This window comes from Blastococcus sp. TF02A-26 (genome assembly GCF_003319125.1).
GTDB lineage: Bacteria > Actinomycetota > Actinomycetes > Mycobacteriales > Geodermatophilaceae > Trujillonella.
Genome location: NZ_QOHG01000014.1, coordinates 84,362 through 103,733 on the forward strand (window position 1 = coordinate 84,362; position 19,372 = coordinate 103,733).

19 protein-coding genes and 1 tRNA gene are annotated in these 19,372 nt (G+C 74.6%); 10 read left to right on the plus strand and 10 right to left on the minus strand.

From position 1 onward, the window contains the following. Window positions 1-303: 303 nt before the first annotated feature. The 5 genes from thrB to argS are packed head-to-tail and all read right to left on the minus strand — an operon-like array spanning window position 304 to window position 6,767. The gene (gene thrB / locus DQ240_RS16090; RefSeq protein ID WP_113840631.1) at window positions 304-1,257 is read right to left on the minus strand and encodes a homoserine kinase; all 954 of its coding nucleotides are present in this window, start codon (window positions 1,255-1,257) and stop codon (window positions 304-306) included. Next, complete coding sequence (gene thrC, locus DQ240_RS16095; RefSeq protein ID WP_113840632.1) at window positions 1,254-2,333, minus strand: threonine synthase; 1,080 nt, start codon at window positions 2,331-2,333, stop codon at window positions 1,254-1,256. The genes thrB and thrC overlap by 4 nt, the downstream gene beginning before the upstream one ends. Further along, a complete protein-coding gene (locus DQ240_RS16100) occupies window positions 2,330-3,622 on the minus strand; it encodes a homoserine dehydrogenase (RefSeq protein ID WP_113840633.1) in 1,293 nt (430 codons plus the stop codon). Before DQ240_RS16100 ends, thrC begins: the two co-directional genes overlap by 4 nt. Then, on the minus strand, window positions 3,619-5,109 hold the full coding sequence (lysA, locus tag DQ240_RS16105) for a diaminopimelate decarboxylase (protein WP_113840634.1): 1,491 nt from the start codon (window positions 5,107-5,109) through the stop codon (window positions 3,619-3,621). The genes DQ240_RS16100 and lysA overlap by 4 nt, the downstream gene beginning before the upstream one ends. Beyond that, a complete protein-coding gene (gene argS, locus DQ240_RS16110; RefSeq protein WP_113840682.1) occupies window positions 5,106-6,767 on the minus strand; it encodes an arginine--tRNA ligase in 1,662 nt (553 codons plus the stop codon). The genes lysA and argS overlap by 4 nt, the downstream gene beginning before the upstream one ends. Before the next feature lie 153 nt (window positions 6,768-6,920). On the opposite strand from argS, the gene DQ240_RS23655 reads away from it, so the two are divergent. From DQ240_RS23655 to DQ240_RS16120, 3 genes are all read left to right on the plus strand, one after another. Then, window positions 6,921-7,745: a DUF3105 domain-containing protein gene (locus DQ240_RS23655; RefSeq protein ID WP_199589345.1), complete on the plus strand. Its 825-nt coding sequence runs from the start codon at window positions 6,921-6,923 to the stop codon at window positions 7,743-7,745. A 2-nt stretch (window positions 7,746-7,747) separates the two neighbouring features. After that, on the plus strand, window positions 7,748-8,449 hold the full coding sequence (locus DQ240_RS23660) for a DUF305 domain-containing protein (RefSeq protein WP_233498767.1): 702 nt from the start codon (window positions 7,748-7,750) through the stop codon (window positions 8,447-8,449). Between the two features lie 70 nt (window positions 8,450-8,519). Further along, window positions 8,520-8,591: transfer RNA gene (locus DQ240_RS16120), tRNA-Arg, on the plus strand. 29 nt (window positions 8,592-8,620) lie between these two features. Here the strand turns inward: DQ240_RS16120 and DQ240_RS16125 are convergent. Genes DQ240_RS16125 through DQ240_RS16135 form a run of 3 tightly spaced genes read right to left on the minus strand, consistent with a single transcriptional unit; the run spans window position 8,621 to window position 11,384 of the window. Further along, window positions 8,621-10,072: an ATP-binding protein gene (locus DQ240_RS16125; protein WP_113840635.1), complete on the minus strand. Its 1,452-nt coding sequence runs from the start codon at window positions 10,070-10,072 to the stop codon at window positions 8,621-8,623. After that, on the minus strand, window positions 10,021-10,908 hold the full coding sequence (locus DQ240_RS16130) for a cytochrome c oxidase assembly protein (RefSeq protein ID WP_113840636.1): 888 nt from the start codon (window positions 10,906-10,908) through the stop codon (window positions 10,021-10,023). The genes DQ240_RS16125 and DQ240_RS16130 overlap by 52 nt, the downstream gene beginning before the upstream one ends. Then, window positions 10,905-11,384, minus strand: a complete 480-nt coding sequence (locus DQ240_RS16135; RefSeq protein ID WP_233498768.1) for a DUF2243 domain-containing protein — start codon at window positions 11,382-11,384, stop codon at window positions 10,905-10,907. The genes DQ240_RS16130 and DQ240_RS16135 overlap by 4 nt, the downstream gene beginning before the upstream one ends. A 98-nt stretch (window positions 11,385-11,482) precedes the next feature. Here DQ240_RS16135 and DQ240_RS16140 point away from each other — a divergent pair, with 98 nt between their 5' ends. Further along, window positions 11,483-12,382: an alpha/beta fold hydrolase gene (locus DQ240_RS16140; RefSeq protein ID WP_113840637.1), complete on the plus strand. Its 900-nt coding sequence runs from the start codon at window positions 11,483-11,485 to the stop codon at window positions 12,380-12,382. Here the strand turns inward: DQ240_RS16140 and DQ240_RS16145 are convergent. Further along, window positions 12,372-13,142 (minus strand): SDR family NAD(P)-dependent oxidoreductase, encoded by a 771-nt coding sequence (locus DQ240_RS16145; protein WP_199589346.1) that lies wholly within the window; start codon window positions 13,140-13,142, stop codon window positions 12,372-12,374. The genes DQ240_RS16140 and DQ240_RS16145 overlap by 11 nt on opposite strands. Before the next feature lie 140 nt (window positions 13,143-13,282). Between DQ240_RS16145 and DQ240_RS16150 the strand changes: the two genes are divergently transcribed. The 6 genes from DQ240_RS16150 to DQ240_RS16175 all read left to right on the plus strand — a co-directional run bounded on the left by DQ240_RS16150 (window position 13,283) and on the right by DQ240_RS16175 (window position 18,584). Beyond that, window positions 13,283-14,785, plus strand: coding sequence for a long-chain fatty acid--CoA ligase (locus DQ240_RS16150; protein WP_113840638.1), 1,503 nt, complete (start codon window positions 13,283-13,285; stop codon window positions 14,783-14,785). Then, complete coding sequence (locus DQ240_RS16155) at window positions 14,782-15,171, plus strand: hypothetical protein (RefSeq protein ID WP_113840639.1); 390 nt, start codon at window positions 14,782-14,784, stop codon at window positions 15,169-15,171. The genes DQ240_RS16150 and DQ240_RS16155 overlap by 4 nt, the downstream gene beginning before the upstream one ends. Then, window positions 15,092-16,231, plus strand: a complete 1,140-nt coding sequence (locus tag DQ240_RS16160) for an alpha/beta fold hydrolase (RefSeq protein WP_113840640.1) — start codon at window positions 15,092-15,094, stop codon at window positions 16,229-16,231. Before DQ240_RS16155 ends, DQ240_RS16160 begins: the two co-directional genes overlap by 80 nt. Window position 16,232: 1 nt before the next feature. Beyond that, the gene (locus tag DQ240_RS16165; protein ID WP_113840641.1) at window positions 16,233-16,787 is read left to right on the plus strand and encodes a GNAT family N-acetyltransferase; all 555 of its coding nucleotides are present in this window, start codon (window positions 16,233-16,235) and stop codon (window positions 16,785-16,787) included. Between the two features lie 36 nt (window positions 16,788-16,823). Next, window positions 16,824-17,273 (plus strand): hypothetical protein, encoded by a 450-nt coding sequence (locus DQ240_RS16170; RefSeq protein WP_113840642.1) that lies wholly within the window; start codon window positions 16,824-16,826, stop codon window positions 17,271-17,273. 108 nt (window positions 17,274-17,381) lie between these two features. After that, window positions 17,382-18,584, plus strand: a complete 1,203-nt coding sequence (locus tag DQ240_RS16175; RefSeq protein WP_233498769.1) for an HNH endonuclease signature motif containing protein — start codon at window positions 17,382-17,384, stop codon at window positions 18,582-18,584. Between the two features lie 46 nt (window positions 18,585-18,630). Here the strand turns inward: DQ240_RS16175 and DQ240_RS16180 are convergent, their stop codons facing one another. After that, a complete protein-coding gene (locus tag DQ240_RS16180) occupies window positions 18,631-19,161 on the minus strand; it encodes a hypothetical protein (RefSeq protein WP_147262008.1) in 531 nt (176 codons plus the stop codon). Window positions 19,162-19,372: the final 211 nt, after the last annotated feature.

Genomic DNA, 19,372 nt, shown 5'->3' on the forward strand with positions numbered 1-19,372 from the left:
CGTCACCGGCGCCCTCGGGCGCGGCGACGAGGTCGGTGGTTTCGCTCACGTACAGGTCCTTCCCTGCGGTGACCTGCGCCCATCGGCGCAGGGGATGACCCGCTCCGCCCCGGGTCGCCCGGTCTGTTTCCGGGGTCGGCACGAGAGGAGGGATCCGATGGGTGCGGGGCGGGATCTGCGGCGATGAACTCTCGTCTGCAACGCCCCGCGGCGAGGCCTGCCCCACTGGGGCGGCTACACCGTGAGCCTAGATGCAGCTCACGGGCAGGACAACACCGGTCGTTCCCGGTGTGTTCCTCGTCATCAGGATGTTACCTGAGCCCCCGACAGCACCCGGACACCCGTCACGTCCACCGACAGCGGGAGCAGCCGCCAGTCGGGAGGCGTCAGCGCGGCGACCCGGCGGACCGCCACGCCGTCGGAGAAGTCGACCAGGTCGTCACCGGGGTCCCGGACGGTGAGCACCAGGACGCTCGGACCGGCACCGGAGACGACGGCCGCGAGGCCCTCGGCGCGGAGCCGGTCGACCAGCGCCAGGGACTCCGGCATGGCCGTGGCCCGCTGCCGCTGGTGCAGCCGGTCCTCGGTGGCCGGCAGCAGCAGGTCCGGGTCCCAGGTGAGCGCCGCCACGAGCAGGGCAGCCCGTCCGGCGTTGAACGCCGCGTCCGCGTGCGGCACCGTCCCGGGGAGCAGCCCCCGTGCGGCGGTCGTCGACAGCGTGGCGTCCGGGACCAGCAGCAGCGGCTGGATCCGCGGGTCGACGTCGAGCCGCTCGGCGACCGGACCGTCCGCGCCGTCCCAGGCGAGCGTCACGCCGCCGTGCAGGCAGGCGGCCACGTTGTCGGCGTGGCCCTCGAACTCCGTCGCCAGGCGCAGGACGGCGCCCAGGTCGATGGCGCCCACGTCGGGGCACAGCGCCCACGCACCGAAGACGCCCCCGACGACGGCGGCGGCCGACGAGCCCATCCCCCGGCCCTGGGGGACGGCGTTGACGGTGCGCAGCCGCAGGCCCGCGGGCCGCCAGCCCAGCTGGTCGCACGCGGCGCGGAAGGCCCGGACGACGAGGTGGGACTCGTCGGCGGGCAGGACGTCGGCGCCCTCGCCGGTCATCTCCACCGCCAGGCCGCTGTCGGTGACGGTGAACTCGAGCTCGTCGGCGCAGCTCAGGGCCAGGCCGGCGCAGTCGAACGCCGGGCCGAGGTTGGCGCTGGTGGCCGGGACGCGGATGCGGACCGTGGTGCGCGCGGCCTCGCTCACAGGCCCAGCTGGGCGGCCGCGGCCGCCGCGTCCACCGGGATGGTCACCGGTGCGGGCGCGCCGGAGATCGCCCACTCGGGGTCCTTGAGGCCGTTGCCGGTCACGGTGCACACGACGCGCTGGCCGGGCTCCAGCCCCCCGGCCGCGGCGACCTTGAGCAGCCCGGCCACCGAGGCGGCCGACGCCGGCTCGACGAAGACGGCCTCGCTGCGGGCGACCAGCCGGTAGGCGGCCAGGATCTCCCGGTCCGTGACGGCGTCGATCCGGCCGCCGGACTCGTCGCGGGCGGTCAGGGCCTTGGTCCACGACGCGGGGTTGCCGATGCGGATGGCGGTGGCGATCGTCTGCGGGTGCTCCACCACGGCGCCGTCGACGATCGGCGCCGAGCCGGCGGCCTGGAAGCCCCACATGCGGGGAGTCCTCGAGGCGGTGCCGTCGGCGGCGTACTCCCGGTAGCCCTGCCAGTAGGCGGTGATGTTGCCGGCGTTGCCGACCGGCAGGCAGTGGATGTCCGGGGCGTCGCCGAGGACGTCGACGATCTCGAACGAGGCGGTCTTCTGCCCCTCGATGCGGAACTGGTTGACGCTGTTGACCAGGCTGACCGGGTAGTCGATGGCGAGCTTGCTGGCCAGCGCGAGGCAGTCGTCGAAGTTGCCGTCGACCTGCAGCAGCTTGGCCCCGTGCACCAGCGCCTGGGCGAGCTTGCCGAGCGCGATCTTGCCCTGCGGCACGAGGACGGCGCAGACCATGCCGGCGCGGGCGGCGTAGGCGGCGGCGCTGGCGCTGGTGTTGCCGGTGGAGGCGCAGATGACCGCCTGCGCGCCCTCCTCCTTGGCCTTGGTGATGGCCATCGTCATGCCGCGGTCCTTGAAGGAGCCGGTGGGGTTGGCCCCCTCGACCTTCAGGTAGACGTCGCAGCCGGTGCGCCGGGAGAGCTCGACCGCCGGGACCAGCGGGGTGGCCCCCTCCTGCAGGGTCACGACCGGCGTGCTGTCGCTGACCGGCAGCCGGGAGCGGTAGGCCTCGATGAGCCCCGGCCAGTGCGGTGACACGGCTCCGCGCAGCGTTCCGGTCATGACAGCCCCTCCACTCGAAGCACGCTCGTGACCCCGCGGACCGCGGGCATCTCCCGGAGCGCGGTGATCGTCGCCGACAGTGCCGCGTCCGGTGCGCTGTGCGTGACGATGACCAGCGTCGCGGCGTCGCCGTGGCCGTCCTGGCGCACGGTCGCGATGCTGACGCCCTGGCGGGCGAACTCCTGGGCCACGGTCGCCAGGACGCCGGGCTTGTCGGCCACGTCGAGGCTGACGTGGTACCGGGTGGGCGTCTCGGCGATCGGCCGGGCCGGCAGCTCCGCGTAGGTGGTGATGCCGGGGCCGGCGACGCCGGCCACCCGGTTGCGGGCCACGGCCACGAGGTCGCCGAGCACGGCGCTGGCGGTCGGCTCGCCGCCGGCCCCGCGCCCGTAGAACATCAGCTCGCCGGCGGCCTCGGCCTCGACGAACACCGCGTTGAACGACCCGCCGACGGCAGCCAGCGGGTGCGTCGTCGGGATCATCGCCGGGTGCACGCGGACGGCGACGGAATCGCCGGCGCCGTTCGCCACCCGCTCGCAGATGGCCAGCAGCTTGACCGTGCAGCCGATCTCGGCGGCGCGGGCGACGTCGAGCGCGGTGACCGCGGAGATGCCCTCGCGGTACACGTCGGACGCGGTCACCGCGGTGTGGAAGGCCAGCGAGGCCAGGATCGCGGCTTTGGCGGCGGCGTCGAAGCCGTCGACGTCGGCCGTCGGGTCGGCCTCGGCGTACCCCAGGTCGGTGGCCTCGGCCAGCGCCTCGGCGAAGCCGGCGCCGGTCTCGGCCATCCGGGACAGGATGTAGTTGGTCGTGCCGTTGACGATGCCGACCACCCGGCGCAGCTGGTCACCGGCCAGGGACTCGCGCAACGGGCGCAGCATCGGGATCGCGCCGGCCACGGCCGCCTCGTAGTAGAGGTCGACACCCGCCTCGGCCGCGGCCGCGTGCAGCGCCACGCCGTCGTCGGCCAGCAGCGCCTTGTTGGCGCTGACCACGGACTTCCCGGCGGCGAAGGCCGCGAGCATCAGCGTGCGGGCGGGCTCGATGCCGCCGATCACCTCGACGACGAGGTCGACGTCGTCGCGGGTGACCAGCGCCTGCGCGTCGGTGGTGAGCAGGTGCGCGGGGACCTCGGGGTGCCGGTCGGGACGGCGGACGGCCACGCCGGCCACCTCCACCGGCCGGCCGATGCGGGCGGCGAGGTCGTCGGCCTGCTCGTCGAGCAGCCGCAGCACGGCGCTCCCGACGGTGCCGCAGCCCAGGAGGGCGACCCGCAGCGGCGCGGTCACGAGGAGAACCCCGCGGCGTGCTCGGGCGCGGGCTGGTCGACCGCCGGCGAGGGCGCGGGCGTCCCGGCGAGGACGGCGTCGAGGGCGAACACGTCGGACAGTGTCTGACGCCGCACGATCTCCGTGGCGACGCCGTCCCGTACGGCGACCACCGGCGGCTTGAGCAGGTAGTTGTAGTTGCTCGCCATCGACCAGCAGTAGGCGCCGGTCGCGGCCACCGCGAGCAGGTCGCCGGGGACGACGTCCGAGGGCAGCCACAGGTCGCGGACCAGCACGTCACCGCTCTCGCAGTGCTTGCCCACGACCCGGCACAGCGCCGGCGGCGCGGTGGAGGTCCGGTTCGCCAGCACGCAGGTGTAGGACGCGTCGTAGAGGGCGGTGCGGATGTTGTCGCTCATCCCGCCGTCGACGGAGACGTAGTTGCGCACGGGCGCTCCCCCGCCCCCGCCCGCGCCGAGGCGGACCGGCTTGATCGTGCCGATCTCGTACAGCGTCACGGTGCCGGGCCCGGCGATCGCCCGGCCGGGCTCGACGGCCAGCCGCGGGACCGGGAGGTCCAGGGCGGCGCACTCGGCGGCGACGACGGAGCGCAGCCGCCGGGCGACGTCCTCGGGGGTCACCGGGTCGTCCTCGGACAGGTAGGCGATGCCGAAGCCACCGCCGAGGTTGAGCTCGCCGAGCACCTGCCCGGTCGCCTGCGCGATCTGGCCGAGCAGGCCGACCACCCGGTGCGCGGCGGCCTCGAAGCCCGCGGTGTCGAAGATCTGCGAGCCGATGTGGCTGTGCAGGCCGGTCAGCTGCAGCGCCGGCTCGCGGATGATGCGGACGGCGGCGGTGAGCGCGTCCCCGGTGGCCAGCGAGAAGCCGAACTTCTGGTCCTCGTGCGCGGTGGCGATGAACTCGTGGGTGTGCGCCTCGATGCCGACCGTGGTGCGGATCAGCACCGGCACCGGCGATCCGCCCGCGGCGACCCGGGCCGCGGCCAGCGGCACCAGCCGCTCGATCTCGTCGAAGGAGTCGACGACGACGTGCCCGATGCCGGCGTCGACCGCCAGCTGCAGCTCGACCAGCGACTTGTTGTTGCCGTGCAGCGCGATCCGCCCGGCGGGGAAGCCGGCGGCCAGCGCGACGGCGAGCTCGTTGCCGCTGCAGGCGTCCAGGTGCAGGCCGTCGTCGGCGATCCAGCGGGCGACCTGGCCGCAGAGGAACGCCTTGGAGGCGTAGTGGACGTCGGCGTCGGCGAACGCGGTCGCGAAGTCCGCGGCCCGGCCGCGGAAGTCCGCCTCGTCGAGGACGAACAGCGGCGTGCCGTGCTCCCGGGCGAGCTCGGTGACCGGCCGGCCGGCCAGGTGCAGCTCGCCGTCGACGCGGGTCGCCGAGCGCGGCCAGACGGCGGGGTCGAGCGCGCCGAGGTCGGCCGGCGGTGCGCCGACCGACGCCGGGGTCTCGAAGCCCCCGTGCAGCGGGCCGGCGGGGTGCGCTCTCACATCCGCTCCGGCGCGGAGACGCCGAGCACGGCCAGTCCGTTGCGCAGGACGACGGCGGTGGCCGCGCACAGCCACAGGCGCGCGGTGGTCAGCGGGGTGACCTCCTCGTCGCCGCGGGGCAGCACCCGGCACGCGTCGTAGAAGCGGTGGTAGGTGCCGGCCAGCTCCTCGAGGTAGCGCGCCACGCGGTGCGGGGCGCGCAGCTCGGCGGCGGAGGTGACGACCCGGGGGAACTCCGCCAGGGCGCGCAGCAGGTCGTTCTCCCGCTCGTGGGTGAGCAGGCCGGCCTCCACGGCGGTCGCCTCACCGAGCGGCAGCCCGAGGTCGGCGGCGTTGCGCAGCAGCGAGGAGATCCGGGCGTGGGCGTACTGGACGTAGAAGACCGGGTTGTCGTTGGTCTGCCGGCTCCACACGTCGACGTCGATGTCGATCATCTGGTCCACCGACGCCCGGGCCAGGGCGTAGCGGGCGGCGTCCACGCCGATCGCGTCGACGAGGTCCGAGAGCAGCACGATCGTGCCGGCCCGCTTGCTCATCCGGACCGGCTCGCCGCCGCGGAGCAGGTTCACCAGCTGGCCGATGAGGATCTCGAGGTGCTCGGCCGGGTCGTCCCCGGTCGCGGCGACCAGCGCCTTGTACCGGCCGACGTACCCGGAGTGATCGGCCCCGAGCATGATCACGACCTTGTCGAAGCCGCGGGCCCGCTTGTCCAGGTAGTAGGCGCAGTCGGAGGCGAAGTAGGTCGTCTCGCCGTCGGCCTTGACCAGCACGCGGTCCTTGTCGTCGCCGAAGGTCGTCGTCCGCAGCCACACCGCGCCGTCGGCCTCGTAGACGTGGCCCTGGTCGCGCAGCCGGCCGATCGCCTTCTCCACCGCGCCCGAGTCGTACAGCGACTTCTCGCTGAACCAGACGTCGAAGTCGACCCCGAAGTCCTCCATCGACCGGCGGATCTCGTCCACCATCAGGGCGACGCCCCGCTCCCGGAACGCCTGCACCTGGGCGGCCTCGTCGCGGCCGGTGACGTCGGGCTCGACGGCGACGACCTGCGCGGCGATGTCGGCGATGTAGGTGCCGCCGTACCCGTCCTCGGGCACCGGCTGCCCGGTGGCCGCCGCCTGCAGGCTGCGGGCGAAGCGGTCGATCTGCGCACCGGCGTCGTTGATGTAGTACTCGCGGGTCACGTCGGCGCCGCTGGCCTCCAGCAGCCGGCCGATCGCGTCACCCACCGCCGCCCAGCGGCTGCCGCCGATGTGCACCGGCCCGGTGGGGTTGGCGGAGACGAACTCGAGGTCGATCCGGGTCCCGGCCAGCGCACCCGTGCGGCCGTAGGCCTCGCCGGCGGTCACCACGTCGACGGCCAGCCGTCCCAGCGCCCCCTGGGCCAGGGTGATGTTGAGGAAGCCCGGGCCGGCCACGTCGACCCGGTCGATCCCGTCGAGCGCGCGCAGCTCCTCGGCGACCACCTCGGCCACCTCGCGCGGCGGGCGGCCGGCCGGCTTGGCCAGCCGCATGGCGACGTTGGTGGCGTAGTCGCCGTGCTCGGGGTTCCGAGGACGCTCGACGACGAGGTCGTCGGGGACGGCGACGGCGAGCGTGCCGCGCTCGACTGCCGCCCCGACCGCGGTCCGGACGAGGTCGCGCAACTGCTCCGGTGTCACCGCGCGATCGTACGGGGCCGGTCGGGGCGCCCCGGTCGAGGTCCAGGGCATGCACAGGTTGCGCACCTAGACTCGTCCGCCGGGAGGAGCCGGAGCGCTGCCCCCGGTGGGCCGGCGGTGTGCGGGCCCGCCCGGACGACCCGAGGAGACGCTGTGCCCAAGGACCGTAAGCCCGAGGACCCCCGGAGCGCGCGCGGTGCGTCCGGCCGGGGCAGCTCGGCGTCGTCGGGCCGGGGCGGGAGCGGATCGCGGCCGGCAGGGAGCAGGGGTGGCTCGGGCAAGGGCGGCCGCACCCGGCCGGTGGCCAACGTCGTCTCCCCGCAGCGGCCATGGGGCCTCATCGCGGCCGCGATCGCCGTCGCCGTCTTCGCCGCGGCGGTGCTGACCTACGCCGTCCTGCAGGTGCGGGAGTCCGAGGAGAACGCCGCCGGCGGACCGGAGGACATCAACGGCGTCCGGACCTACGACTACGCCGCCGGTCAGGACCACGTGATCACCGTCGTCGACTACGCCGAGTCCCCGCCGGTCGGCGGGCCGCACGAGCCGGCGCCGGGCTGGGCCGACTGCACCGGCACCGTCTACGACGTCGACATCCGGCACGAGAACGCGGTGCACAGCCTCGAGCACGGCGCGGTCTGGATCACCTACGACCCCGAGGTCCTCGACGCCGACCAGATCGGCACCCTCGCCGACCTCGTCGAGGGCGAGAACGGCCGGATGCTGTCCCCCTACGCCGGCCTCGACTCGCCGGTCAGCATCCAGAGCTGGAACCACCAGCTCAAGGTCGACAGCGCCGACGACCCGCGGCTGGAGCAGTTCGCGGACCTCATGACGCTCAACGGCGACTACTACCCCGAGGTCGGGGCCAGCTGCCAGAACCCGGACTTCATCGCCAGCCCGCGGCTGGCCAGCGAGGACGGCGCGGCGGCACCGGCCGACGCCGCCGGGACCGGGTCCACCGAGCCGGCGGCCGAGTGACGGTGACCACGGAGTCCCCGGCCGTCCCGGGCACCGGCACTCCCGCGCCGCGGGGGGGCGGCCTGCGCGCCGCTCTCCTCGCCGTCATCGCCGTGGCGCTGGTGCTGCTGGGAGGCGGTCTCGCCGTCGCCCTCGGCATCGGCGACGACGACGCCCCGGCCACCCCGGGGGCCGACTCGGTCGACGCCGGCTTCTCCCGCGACATGTCCATCCACCACGACCAGGGCGTGGAGATGGCCAACCTCGCGCTGGACCGCAGCACCGACCCCGCCGTCCGCGGCCTGGCGTTCGACATCGCCGAGACGCAGAACAACCAGGTCGGGCGCATGCGGGGGTGGCTGTCGCTCTGGGGGCTGACCCCGACGGGCGGCGAGCGGATGGCCTGGATGGACGATGCGGCGATGGCGGGGCACGACATGTCCGGTCACGACATGTCCGGCGGCCTCATGCCGGGCATGGCGACCGAGGAGGAGCTCGCGGAGCTGCGCGAGCTCTCGGGCACCGACTTCGACGTCCAGTTCCTGCGGCTGATGATCCGCCACCACGAGGGCGGCGCGGGCATGGCGCAGTACGCCGCGGAGCACGCCGGCCAGGACGTCGTCCGCTCGCTCGCGCGGTCCATCGAGGAGTCCCAGGCCGCGGAGACGTCGCTGATGACCGACATGCTCGCCGCGCGCGGCGGGACCCCGCTGCCGCCGCCCTGACCCGGCAGCGGAGTCCGGGCACCGCCGTCGGCCGGTCGGAGCGGGGCTGGTAACTTCATCCCTGCCCCGAGCCCCCGTAGCTCAGGGGATAGAGCACTGCCCTCCGGAGGCAGGGGCGCAGGTTCGAATCCTGCCGGGGGCACACATCGCAGGACCTCCGACGCCGGCTCGTCAGCGCGGCCAGTAGGACCCGTCCAGCTCGATCCCGGCGTCGTCGACGATCTCGCCGCCCCCCACCCCGAGCAGCGTCCGGGTGATGTGCTGGGTGCTGTCGAGCAGGTCGTCGAGAGCGCGGCGCAGGTGCTCGCCGCCGACCTCGGTCAGGGGGTCCGCGTCGTGCAGGGCCTCCAGCACCGCCCGCCGCAGCAGCTCCTTGAGGAACGAGGCGGTGACGCCCTCGGTCCGCTCCACCGCCGCCGCGACGTCGTCCTCGGTGAGCCGCAGCGGCACGGCCCGGCCGTACAGGTCCAGCAGCCGGCGTCGGGCCGCGGCGTCGGGGAGGTCGACCTCCACGGCGACGTCGATGCGGCCCGGTCGTGCCGCCAGCGCCGGCTCCAGCAGGTCCGCCCGGTTGGTCGTCAGGACGAACAGCAGGTCGGCGTCCGGAGCGGCACCGTCCATGGCGTCCAGCAGGTCGAACAGCACCGGGCCGCCGCCGTGGCCGTGGTGCGAGAACCGCTCCGCGGCGACCAGGTCGACGTCCTCCAGCACCACGACGGCCGGTTGCAGCTCGCGCGCCAGGTCGGCGATCGAGCCGACCGCACCGAGCGAGCGACCGGTGAGCAGCAGCCGGGTGTACTCCTCCATCCGACCCAGCAGGTAACGCACCGTGTGCGTCTTGCCGGTGCCGGGCGGGCCGTAGAGGAGCAGTCCCCGCTTGAGGTGCTGGCCGGCGGCCCGCAGGCCGGCACGGTGCTCGGCGACACCGAGGGCGTGCCGCTCGACCCGGGTCAGGACGGCCCCGGGGAGGACGACGTCGTCGCGCCGCACGTCCGGGGGGTCCAGGAAGCTCAGTGCGACCCCGCCCATCTGCGTGGGGGTGACCTCCACGAGCCGGCCCCGGTAGACGTTCAGCTCCCTGCGGAGCCGGTCGAGCTCGGCGAGGACGGCCTGCGCCTGCTGCACCGGCAGCCCGGCGACCTCGACGCTCATCGTCGGGCGGTGCTCGCCCGCGCCCTGGACGAGCAGCACGTAGGAACCGGCGTCGTCGGTGACCAGCAGCAGCGCCAGGCGCAGGCACGCCAGCGTGGAGCCGGGGCCGTCCGGCAGGTCGACGACGGCCGGGGCGCTCAGCCGGACCGGGGGCAGACCCTCCCCCGTCATCAGCTGCTGGAGGTCCACCCCACCGAAGTGCGGCGGCAGCACGACGCCGCGGACCTCCACGCGACGTCCGCTCTCCGCCGTCCACGCGTCGAGAGCCGTCTGCAGGTTGACGTGCTCGAACTCGGGCAGCTCACGGGCGACGACCGACTCCTCGAGCCCGGCCGGGCCCAGCGCGGTCCGCACGAGCTGGACGACCTCGTTGCGCGCACCTCCGCCGCCGGGCACGTGCAGCCACTCCAGCAGCCTCCTCAGCCCGGCGGCGAACTCCGCGCCATCGGCCCCTGCCTGCTCCCCCGCCACGGCACCCCTCCGTCGTCGTCGCCCGGCACGTGGGCGCGGAGCGTAGCGACGTCGGCTCCCGCGGCGCGTGCCGTTTCCCGGCGCCGTCCGCGGCGGTACCGGGCGCCGAAGAGCGCGACCAGCAGCGCCAGGTCCACCAGGTGGCCGCCGTGGTACATGACCTGCGCGGCGGTCCGCACCTCCTCGGCGTCGAGCCCCGCGCCCGGCGGCAGCGCCCCCGCCCGGGCGTACAGCAGCTGCGCCAGCACCGCGTGCGCACCCCCGGCCGCGACGACGACCGCCACCCGCACGCCGGTGCCGGGGCGGCGCGGAGCCGGGTCGGGACCGGCCACCGACCACGCGAAGAGGCAGCCGGCGACCAGCAGGTGACCGTGCACCAGCGCGTGCACGGCGTCCGACCGCGTGCTCAGCGCGTGGAGCGGGGTCAGGTAGAGCAGGTGGAGGCCGCCGGTGGCGAGCACGGCGCCGGTCGCGGGATGCGCGAGCAGCCGCAGCGGCCTCGAGTGCAGGACGGCGGCGACCGGCCGGCGTGCCGCCGGGCCCAGCGCCCCCAGCAGCAGGGTCATCGGCGCGCCCAGGACGAGGGCGAGCGGCGCGGCCGCCCCGAGCAGGAGGTGCTGCACCATGTGGCCGGTCGCGCCGGTGCCGGCGGTCTCCACGGGCGGGGACAGCGCGGTCCCGACCAGCAGGCAGCCGAGCAGCCAGCTCGCCGTCCGGGCCGCCGGCCAGTCCCGGCCGCCGTCCCGGCGCACACCCACCCCGGCGAGGTAGAGCGCGGCCGGCAGCAGCACCGCTCCCGCCGCCGCCAGCCACCCGGCGGCCAGCGCCCCGGTCACCCGGTCCCGCGTCCCTCGCCGCGGGTGGCGACCACGAGGCCCAGGCCGGCGAGGAGCAGGAGCAGCGCGGCGCCGTTCCAGACGAGGTCGTAGGGCAGGAGGTCCACGCCGTAGCGCACCTGGTGCACCCGCAGGAGCTTGTGGTCGACCACCCCGTCGAAGAGCTGGAAGGCCCCGAGGCCGGTGACGAACCCGGCGACGGCGGACCGGCGGGCCAGCGTCCCGGCACGGCGGGCGTCGGCCAGGCGGAAGGCACCGGCGACCAGCAGGACCAGGTAGCCGGTCTGCAGCAGGCCGTCGGAGAGCAGCCCCACGGCGGGGGTCGAGCGGTCGTAGAAGTGGTGCCAGCCCAGCAGCAGGTGGAAGACGACGACGTCGACGGCGGCCATGACACCGACGCCGAGCATCCCGCCGGTCAGCAGCGAGCGGCGGCGGGCCGCCCGGGCGGGCACGGCCGGGGACGCGGCGGCGGTCACGCTCCCCCGATAGCCACCGCGGGCCCCCGCCACACCGACGCGGGCCGCGGCACGGGGGCCGGGCCGGCGCACCGCCACCCGCGGATACCGTCCTCGTCATGGAGCACACCGGGGTGCAGCGCACCAGCGTCGGGGACGTCGAGATCGCCTACGAGAGCTTCGGGTCGCCCGGCGACACCCCCCTGCTGCTGGTCATGGGCCTGGCCACGCAGATGGTCGGCTGGCCGGACGGGTTCTGCCGGGCGCTGGCCGAGCGCGGCCACCACGTCGTCCGCTTCGACAACCGCGACATCGGGCTGTCCACGCACCTGCACGACGCCGGCGCACCGGACGTCATGAGCCTGTTCGCCGGTGCCGGCACCGCGCCCTACACGCTCGGCGACATGGCCGACGACACCGCCGGCCTGCTCGACGCCCTGGGCTGGGAGAGCGCCCACGTCGTCGGCGCCTCGATGGGCGGGATGATCGCCCAGTCGCTGACCATCCGGCACCCGCAGCGGGTGCGCAGCCTGACGTCGATCATGTCCACCACGGGCGACCGCGCCGTCGGCAGCCCGGCCGACGTCGCCCTCGGCGTGCTGCTGGCCCCGGCCGCGCGCGACCGCGACGAGGCGCTGCAGCGCGCCGTCGACACCTACCGGGTGATCGGCTCCCCCGGCTTCGAGTTCGACGAGGCCGCCCTGCGCGAGCGGGCCGGGCTCTCCTTCGACCGCGCGTACGACCCGGCCGGGGTGGCCCGTCAGCTCGCCGCGATCCTCACGACCGACGACCGGACCCCGCACCTGGGCGAGATCACCGTGCCCACGCTGGTGGTGCACGGCGCGCAGGACACCCTGGTCGACGTCAGCGGTGGCCGGGCCACGGCCGCGGCCATCCCCGGCGCCGAGCTGTGGGTGGTCGAGGGCATGGGCCACGACCTCCCGCAGGAGCTGTGGCCGGAGCTGGTCGACCGGATCGGCGCGACCGTGCAGCGCGGCGAGGAGCCGCTCAGCTCGTGAGCAGGCCGCCCTCCACCGGGATGGTCGTCCCGGTGACGTAGCCGCCGGCCTCGCTGACGAGGAACACCAGCGCCGCGGCCAGCTCCATCGGGTCGCCGGGCCGGCCGACGAGCACCCGGCCCAGCTGCTGGGTGATGTAGCCCTCGGGGTACTGGTCGGTCATCTCGGAGTCGAAGAAGCCCGGCGCGAGGGCGTTGACGCGGATGCCCTTGCGGCCGGTCCACTGCTGCGCGAGGTCGCGGGTCAGCCCGATCAGGCCCGCCTTGCTGGCCGCGTAGGCGGCCTGCGGCAGGCCGGCGGTGGTCAGCCCGAGGATGCTCGAGATGTTCACGATCGAGCTGCCCGGCTGCATGACCCGGCCGCAGGCCTGCGCCATCCAGTAGCAGCCGTTGAGGTTGACGTCGATGACCTGCCGGAACTGATCGGGCGACTCCCGGGTGGCCGGCACCGCGGTGCCGATGCCCGCGTTGTTCACGAGGACGTCGACCCGGCCGAACTCCGCCATCGTCGCGTCCACCAGCGCCTGGCAGTCCTCGGGCCGCGCGACGTCGGTGCGCACCGTGATCGCCCGCCGTCCAGCCGCCTCCACCGCCTCGCGGGTGGCGGCCAGCCGGTCCTCGCGCCGTGCCCCCAGGGCGACGTCCGCTCCGGCCTGGGCCAGCGCCTGGGCGAAGACGACGCCGAGACCGGACGACGCCCCGGTCACGATCGCCACCTTCCCGTCGAGCCGGAACATGTCGAGGATCTGCCTGTCGGCCACGCGCTTCTCCCGTCGTCGGTGCTGTGCCCCGAGCCTGTCGCCCGGCGGGTCCGCCCGCCACCGCGGCGCGTCGCATCCTGTGCGGTAGACCACATCCGGCACTGGGTAGGGCCCCGTCCTCCCCAGGGCAGGAGCACCCGATGAGCAACCTCGCGCAGCACCTCGTCGACACCGCCGCCGAGTCCGGCGACCGGCCCGCGCTGAAGATGGACGACGTCGTCCTGACCTACGCGCAGTTCCGCGACGCGGCCGCCGCAGTGGCCGCGGGACTGCGGGAGCGGGGCGTGCAGCCCGGCGACCGGGTCGGCATGGTCCTGCCCAACGTCGTCAGCTTCCCGGTCGTCTTCTACGGCGCGCTGATGGCCGGCGCCGCTGTCGTCCCGATGAACCCGCTGCTCAAGGCCCGGGAGGTCGAGTACTACCTGCGCGACTCCGGTGCCCGCCTCGTCGTCGCGCTGGACTCGGTGGCCGAGGCCGCGACCGAGGCGGCCGCGACGGTGGGCATCGAGGCGGTGCCGGTCGGCCCGGTCGACCCGGGGGCGACCCTGGGCGTGGCGGGCGCCGGCGTCGAGGTCACCGAGCGGGCCGACGAGGACGACGCGGTGATCCTCTACACCTCGGGGACGACCGGGCAGCCCAAGGGCGCGGAGCTGACGCACGCCAACCTGCGCGGCAACGCCCGGACCACGCAGGAGACGCTCCTGGAGGGCAGCCCCGACGACGTGATCATGGGCTGCCTGCCGCTGTTCCACGTCTTCGGGCTGACCTGCTCGCTGAACGCCGGCGTCCTGGCCGGGGCCTGCCTCACCCTGCTGCCGCGCTTCGACGGCGCCCGGGCGCTGGAGATCGTCGAGCGGGACCGGGTCACGGTGTTCCAGGGCGTGCCGACGATGTTCGCCGCGATGCTGCACCAGCCCGACGCCGGCCGGTACGACGTGTCGAGCCTGCGGCTGTGCGTCTCCGGCGGCTCGGCCATGCCGGTGGAGGTGATGCGCGGCTTCGAGGAGGCGTTCGGCTGCATCGTCCTCGAGGGCTACGGGCTGTCGGAGACCTCGCCGGTGGCCTCCTTCAACCACCCGCACGCCGAGCGCAAGCCGGGCACGATCGGCACGCCGATCCGCGGGGTCGAGATGCGCCTGGTCGACGACGAGGGCCGCGACGTGCCCGAGGGCGAGGTCGGCGAGATCGCGATCCGCGGCGAGAACGTCATGCGCGGCTACTGGCAGCGGCCGGAGGAGACGGCGAAGGCGATCCCCGACGGCTGGTTCCGCACCGGCGACCTCGCCCGCCGCGACGCCGACGGCTACTACTCCATCGTCGACCGCAAGAAGGAGATGATCATCCGGGGCGGCTACAACGTGTACCCCCGGGAGATCGAGGAGGCGCTCTACGAGCACCCGGCGGTCGCCGAGGTCGCCTGCGTCGGCGTCCCGCACGCCGACCTCGGCGAGGAGGTCGCCGCCGCCGTGGCGCTCAAGCCCGGCGCGTCGGCGGAGGTCGACGAGCTGAAGGCGTGGGTCAAGGAGCGGGTCGCGGCCTACAAGTACCCGCGGCACCTGTGGCTGGTCGACGTCCTGCCCAAGGGCCCCACCGGCAAGATCCTGCGCCGGGCGGTCGAGGTGCCCGAGGAGACCCGGTCGTGACGGAGCCACCCCGGTGGCGGCAGGCGTTCGACGCGGTCGAGCAGCGGGTCACGCCGCACGCCGACCGGCTGGTCCGCACCCCGGGGTTCGCCCTCGGCGTCACCCTGCTCCGCCGCACCCACCTGCTCGCCCGCGAGACCGTGCAGGGCGTGACCGCGCGGGCCTGGCACCTGGTGAACCTGCCGGCCGGTACCGACGTCGCCCGCCTGCGCGCCCAGCTGGGCGCGCTCGACCGCGAGGTGCGCCGGCTCACCCTGCAGCTGGAGACCGAGCGGCGCCGCGGCGCCGCGGAGACGGAGAACGCCGATGCCCACGCTGCCCGACCCCCAGACGGTCCTCGACCGGGTCCGCCGCGACGTCGAACGCAACGCCCTCCGGGCGCGTAACGGGATCAAGCTGGCCGCCGGCCTCGACCGGCCCGGCGTCGGCTGCACGCCCAAGGACGTCGTGTGGCAGCGCGGCCGCACCCAGCTGTGGCACTACCGCAACGACGTCGAGACCCGTGGCGGCGTGCGGTACTCCCCGCCGCTGCTGCTCGTGTTCAGCCTGATCAGCCGCAGCTACATCCTCGACCTGCAGCCGGGCAACAGCTTCGTGGAGCAGCTGCTCGACGCGGGCTTCGACGTCTACATGCTCGACTGGGGCGAGCCGGACGAGCGCGACGCCGAGAACCGCCTCGAGGACTACGTCGACGACTACGTCCCTGCGGCCGTGGACCGGGTCATGGAGATCTCCGGCTGCGGCGAGGTCAACCTGTTCGGCTACTGCTTCGGCGGGGACCTCTCGCTGCTGTACGCCGCCCACCACCCCGACGCCCCGCTGCGCAGCCTGACGGTGCTGGCCACACCCGTGGACTTCCGGCACATGGGCCCGCTCGCGGACGTCTTCCGCGTGGGCGGGCTCGAGGTCGACCAGGTGCTCGACGTGGACGGGAACGTGCCGCCCCGCGTCGTCGTCCAGGGGTTCCGGTCGCTGACGCCGACGGCGGAGGTCACCCGCTACGTGACGCTGTGGGAACGGCTCTGGAACGACCAGTACGTGAACTCCTACCAGGCCATGACCGGCTGGTCCGATGACCACGTGCCCTTCCCCGGCGCGGCGGCGCGGGAGACCGTCGAGATGCTCGTGCGCGCCAACGGGATGCTCACCGACCGGCTGACCGTGGCCGGTGACCGCGTGCACCTGCGCGACATCACGGTGCCGTTCCTCACCGTCATGGCCGAGCGGGACCACATCGTGCCACCGGACGCGACCGCGCCGCTGATCGACCTCGTCGGCTCCCCGGACAAGCACGAGCTGCGGCTGCCGGCCGGGCACATGGGCCTGGTGGTCGGGCGGACGGCGGCGAGGACGACGGTGCCGACGATCATCGAGTTCCTGCAGCGGCGCAGCGACGAGGTCTCCCCCGCCGCCTCGGTCCGCCCCGACACCGCCGCGGAGGCCTGACGTGCCGGTCACCGAGGTGCGCCCCGAGCACTGCGAGGCGCTGCTGCAGTTCTTCCGCGCGCTGCCCGAGGGGGACCTCACCTTCATCGAGGAGGAGGTCACCGACCCCGATGTCGTCCGGTCGTGGGCCCGCGGCGAGGGCGGCGGCTCGCGCTGGGTCGCGGTGTCGGAGGAGTCCGGCGGGCCGGTGGTGACCGGGTACGTCGCCGTCCGCCCGCTGCCCGGCTGGTCGGACCACGTCGGCCGGCTCCGGCTGGTCGTCTCGCCCGCCGCCCGCGGGTCGGGGCTGGGCCGCGACCTCGCCCGGCACGCGCTGGTCCAGGCGGTGTCGGCCGGGCTCACCAAGATCGTGGTCGAGGTGGTGGCCGAGCAGGGCGCCGCGCTGGCGCTGTTCACCGGCCTGGGCTTCCGCGGCGAGGCGGTGCTGGTCGACCACGTGCGCGACCGCTCCGGGGACCTGCGTGACCTCATGGTCCTGGCCCACCACGTCGGCGACACCTGGGCCGGGATGAGCGCCGTCGGGCTGGACGACGCCCTGGACGGCGACCCCGCCTGAGCTGCGGACCCTGCGCCGCGCGACCACCATCCCCCCGTGAGCTCGCCCGACGTCGTCCTGGAGCTGAAGCCGCCACCGCTGGCGACCGTGCTGTCCCTGGCATCGGTGGTCGTCGGTGCCGGTCTCGTCCTGGCCGTCGTGCGCACCCGGCCGCCTCTGCTGTTCGCGCTCCTCTTCGTCGCGGCCGTCGTGGGCATCACCGGGTTCAACCTCGGCACCGCGCTCTGCTCCGCCCGGGCACGTGCCGACGGCGTCCTCGAGGTGCGCAACCGCTTCCGGACGCGCCGGCTGCACCGCTCGGAGATCGACCGGGTGCTGCTCGGCTCGGTCGGCGGCTTCGGCTCCAACCGGCGCATCGAGCTGCTGCTGCTGGACGGGACGACGCTGCCGCTGGTCGGCACGGAGGCCCCGCCGTTCCCGGGGACGCGCGGGCGCCTGGAGGACCAGGCGGACCAGCTGCGGTCCTGGGTCGACGCCGGTATCTGAAGCGGTGCCGATGGTGCCGTCGTCACGGCTCTGACCAGGGCATTTACCTCGTCGATCGTCCTCCCGAGTGGTATTCTCCGTACACACGTTCGAGTCTGAGGAGGCGTCGTGGACAGTGGGATGGAGCCGCTGTCCGACGCCGAGCTGTTCGCGCTGGGCGAGGACGAGGCGCTCGACCGGGTGCTCGACCTGGTCGCGCTGCAGAACCGCGTCACCGCCGAGCTGACCCGCGCCGTCCGGGTCGCCCAGGCGCGCCAGCTGCCGGAACGCGACGGTCTGCGGTCGATGACCTCCTGGCTCGTGGGGCATGGCCGGATGCAGCCTGCCGCGGCCGCACGACTGGTGTCCCACGGCCGGGCCCTCACGCATCTGCCGGCCGTCGAGGACGCGTTCGCCGCCGGTGCGGTCTCGGCCGAGCAGGTCACGGTGGCGGCCAAGGCCGTCACTCCCGCGCGAGTGGGCCAGGCCGCCGATCAGGGCGTCGACGTCGGCGTCATCGACGCAGTGCTGGCCGGGGTCGCGACGACCCAGCGATTCGAGAGGCTCGGCGAAGCGGTCGAGCGCTACCTCGCGCAGCTCGATCCCGACGGTCCCGAACCCGACCCGACGGACCAGCGCGCCCTCCGGATCACCCGGCACGACGACGGCTCGGTCACCGGGTCCTTCGAGCTCGACGCCGTCGGCGGCGAGAAGGTGCGGGCGGTGCTGGAGCCGATGGTCGCGGCCGGCCGCACCGCCGGCGACGAGCGGACGAGGTCCCAGCAGTTCGGCGACGCGTTCGTGCAGTGGGCGGACAACACCCTCGCCGGCGGAGCCGTGCCGGTGCTGCGCACCCGGAAGCCGCAGATCGGGGTGGTCGTCGCCCTCGACGACCTGGTCGGCACCACGACCGGTCCGGCCGCCGCGCGGACGGCGTTCGGCGCCGTCATCTCCGCCGCCCGCGCCCGCTGGGTGGCCTGCGACGGGGAGATCGGCCGGATCGTCATGGGTCCGGCCGGAGTGCCGGTCGACCTGGGCCGGGACAAGCGGGTCGTCGACCCGTACCTGCGCAAGGCGGTCGACCTGCGCGACCGGGGCTGCGTCTTCGCCGGGTGCACCGCGCCGCCGTGGTGGTGCGAGGCCCACCATCTCCTCGAGTGGCTCTTCGGCGGTGAGACGAAGCTGGAGAACCTGGCCCTGCTGTGCGAGCGCCACCACGCGAAGGTGCACCACGGGTTCCGGATCGAGCGACAACCCGACGGCCGATGGCGCACCTGGCGACCCGACGGCACCGAGATCCTCATCGGCGAGTCCCTGCTGACCGCTGCCTGACCGCAGGCGGCGCAGCCCCACCGCGCCCTGCGGTGTGTCGGCCGGGTCAGCCGCCGCCTTCGGTGCAGAGCTCGCCGGAATGGCACACCGACCGGTCCGGGGGCGGCTCCCCCACGTCGTCCGACCGTGTTTCGAGGTCGGTGGTGACGACGTCCACGGTCTGCACACCCTTCTCGGTGTCGAACTGCACGCCCTCGGGACACCGGACCGGCTCCGTGGTCACCGAACCCCGATCGGAGCCGCCCTCGCCGAAGCGCACGGTGACCAGCACGCAGGCGCCGACCGACACCTGCTCGTACGAGAGCCCGCCACCGGACTCCACCACGGACCCGACCGCGCGGAGGAAGGTGATCTCGTCCGGGCCGACCGTGGTCTCCAGCGAGTAGCCGTAGGCGTCGAGCGACTCCACGGCCGCCGCACCGGTGCTCGTCGGGTCGTGGGTGCGGCGCTCGAGGAAGCCGCCGTGCACGCCGTCGAGCCGGTCCTGCACGTTCTCGTGTGCGCGCTCCTCCGGGGATGCAGCGCAGCCGGTGAGCATCGCTGCCACCAGCAGCACTCCCCCGACGGCTCGACGCACAGCGAGCAGCATGCGGCACGCCACCGTTCCGCACCAGAACCCGGCCAAGGCATGCGAGGGAGCAGCGGGCCCGGCCCCGCCGTTCTCGTGAACGGCCTCGCGAACCAGCCGACCGCCGCCGCCAACGGGACAGGCGCCCCCGCCCGTCGCGTAGTCGCATCACGACCGTCCGCGTCCGGTCACCGTCCCGACACCTCGGGCGCCCACGCTG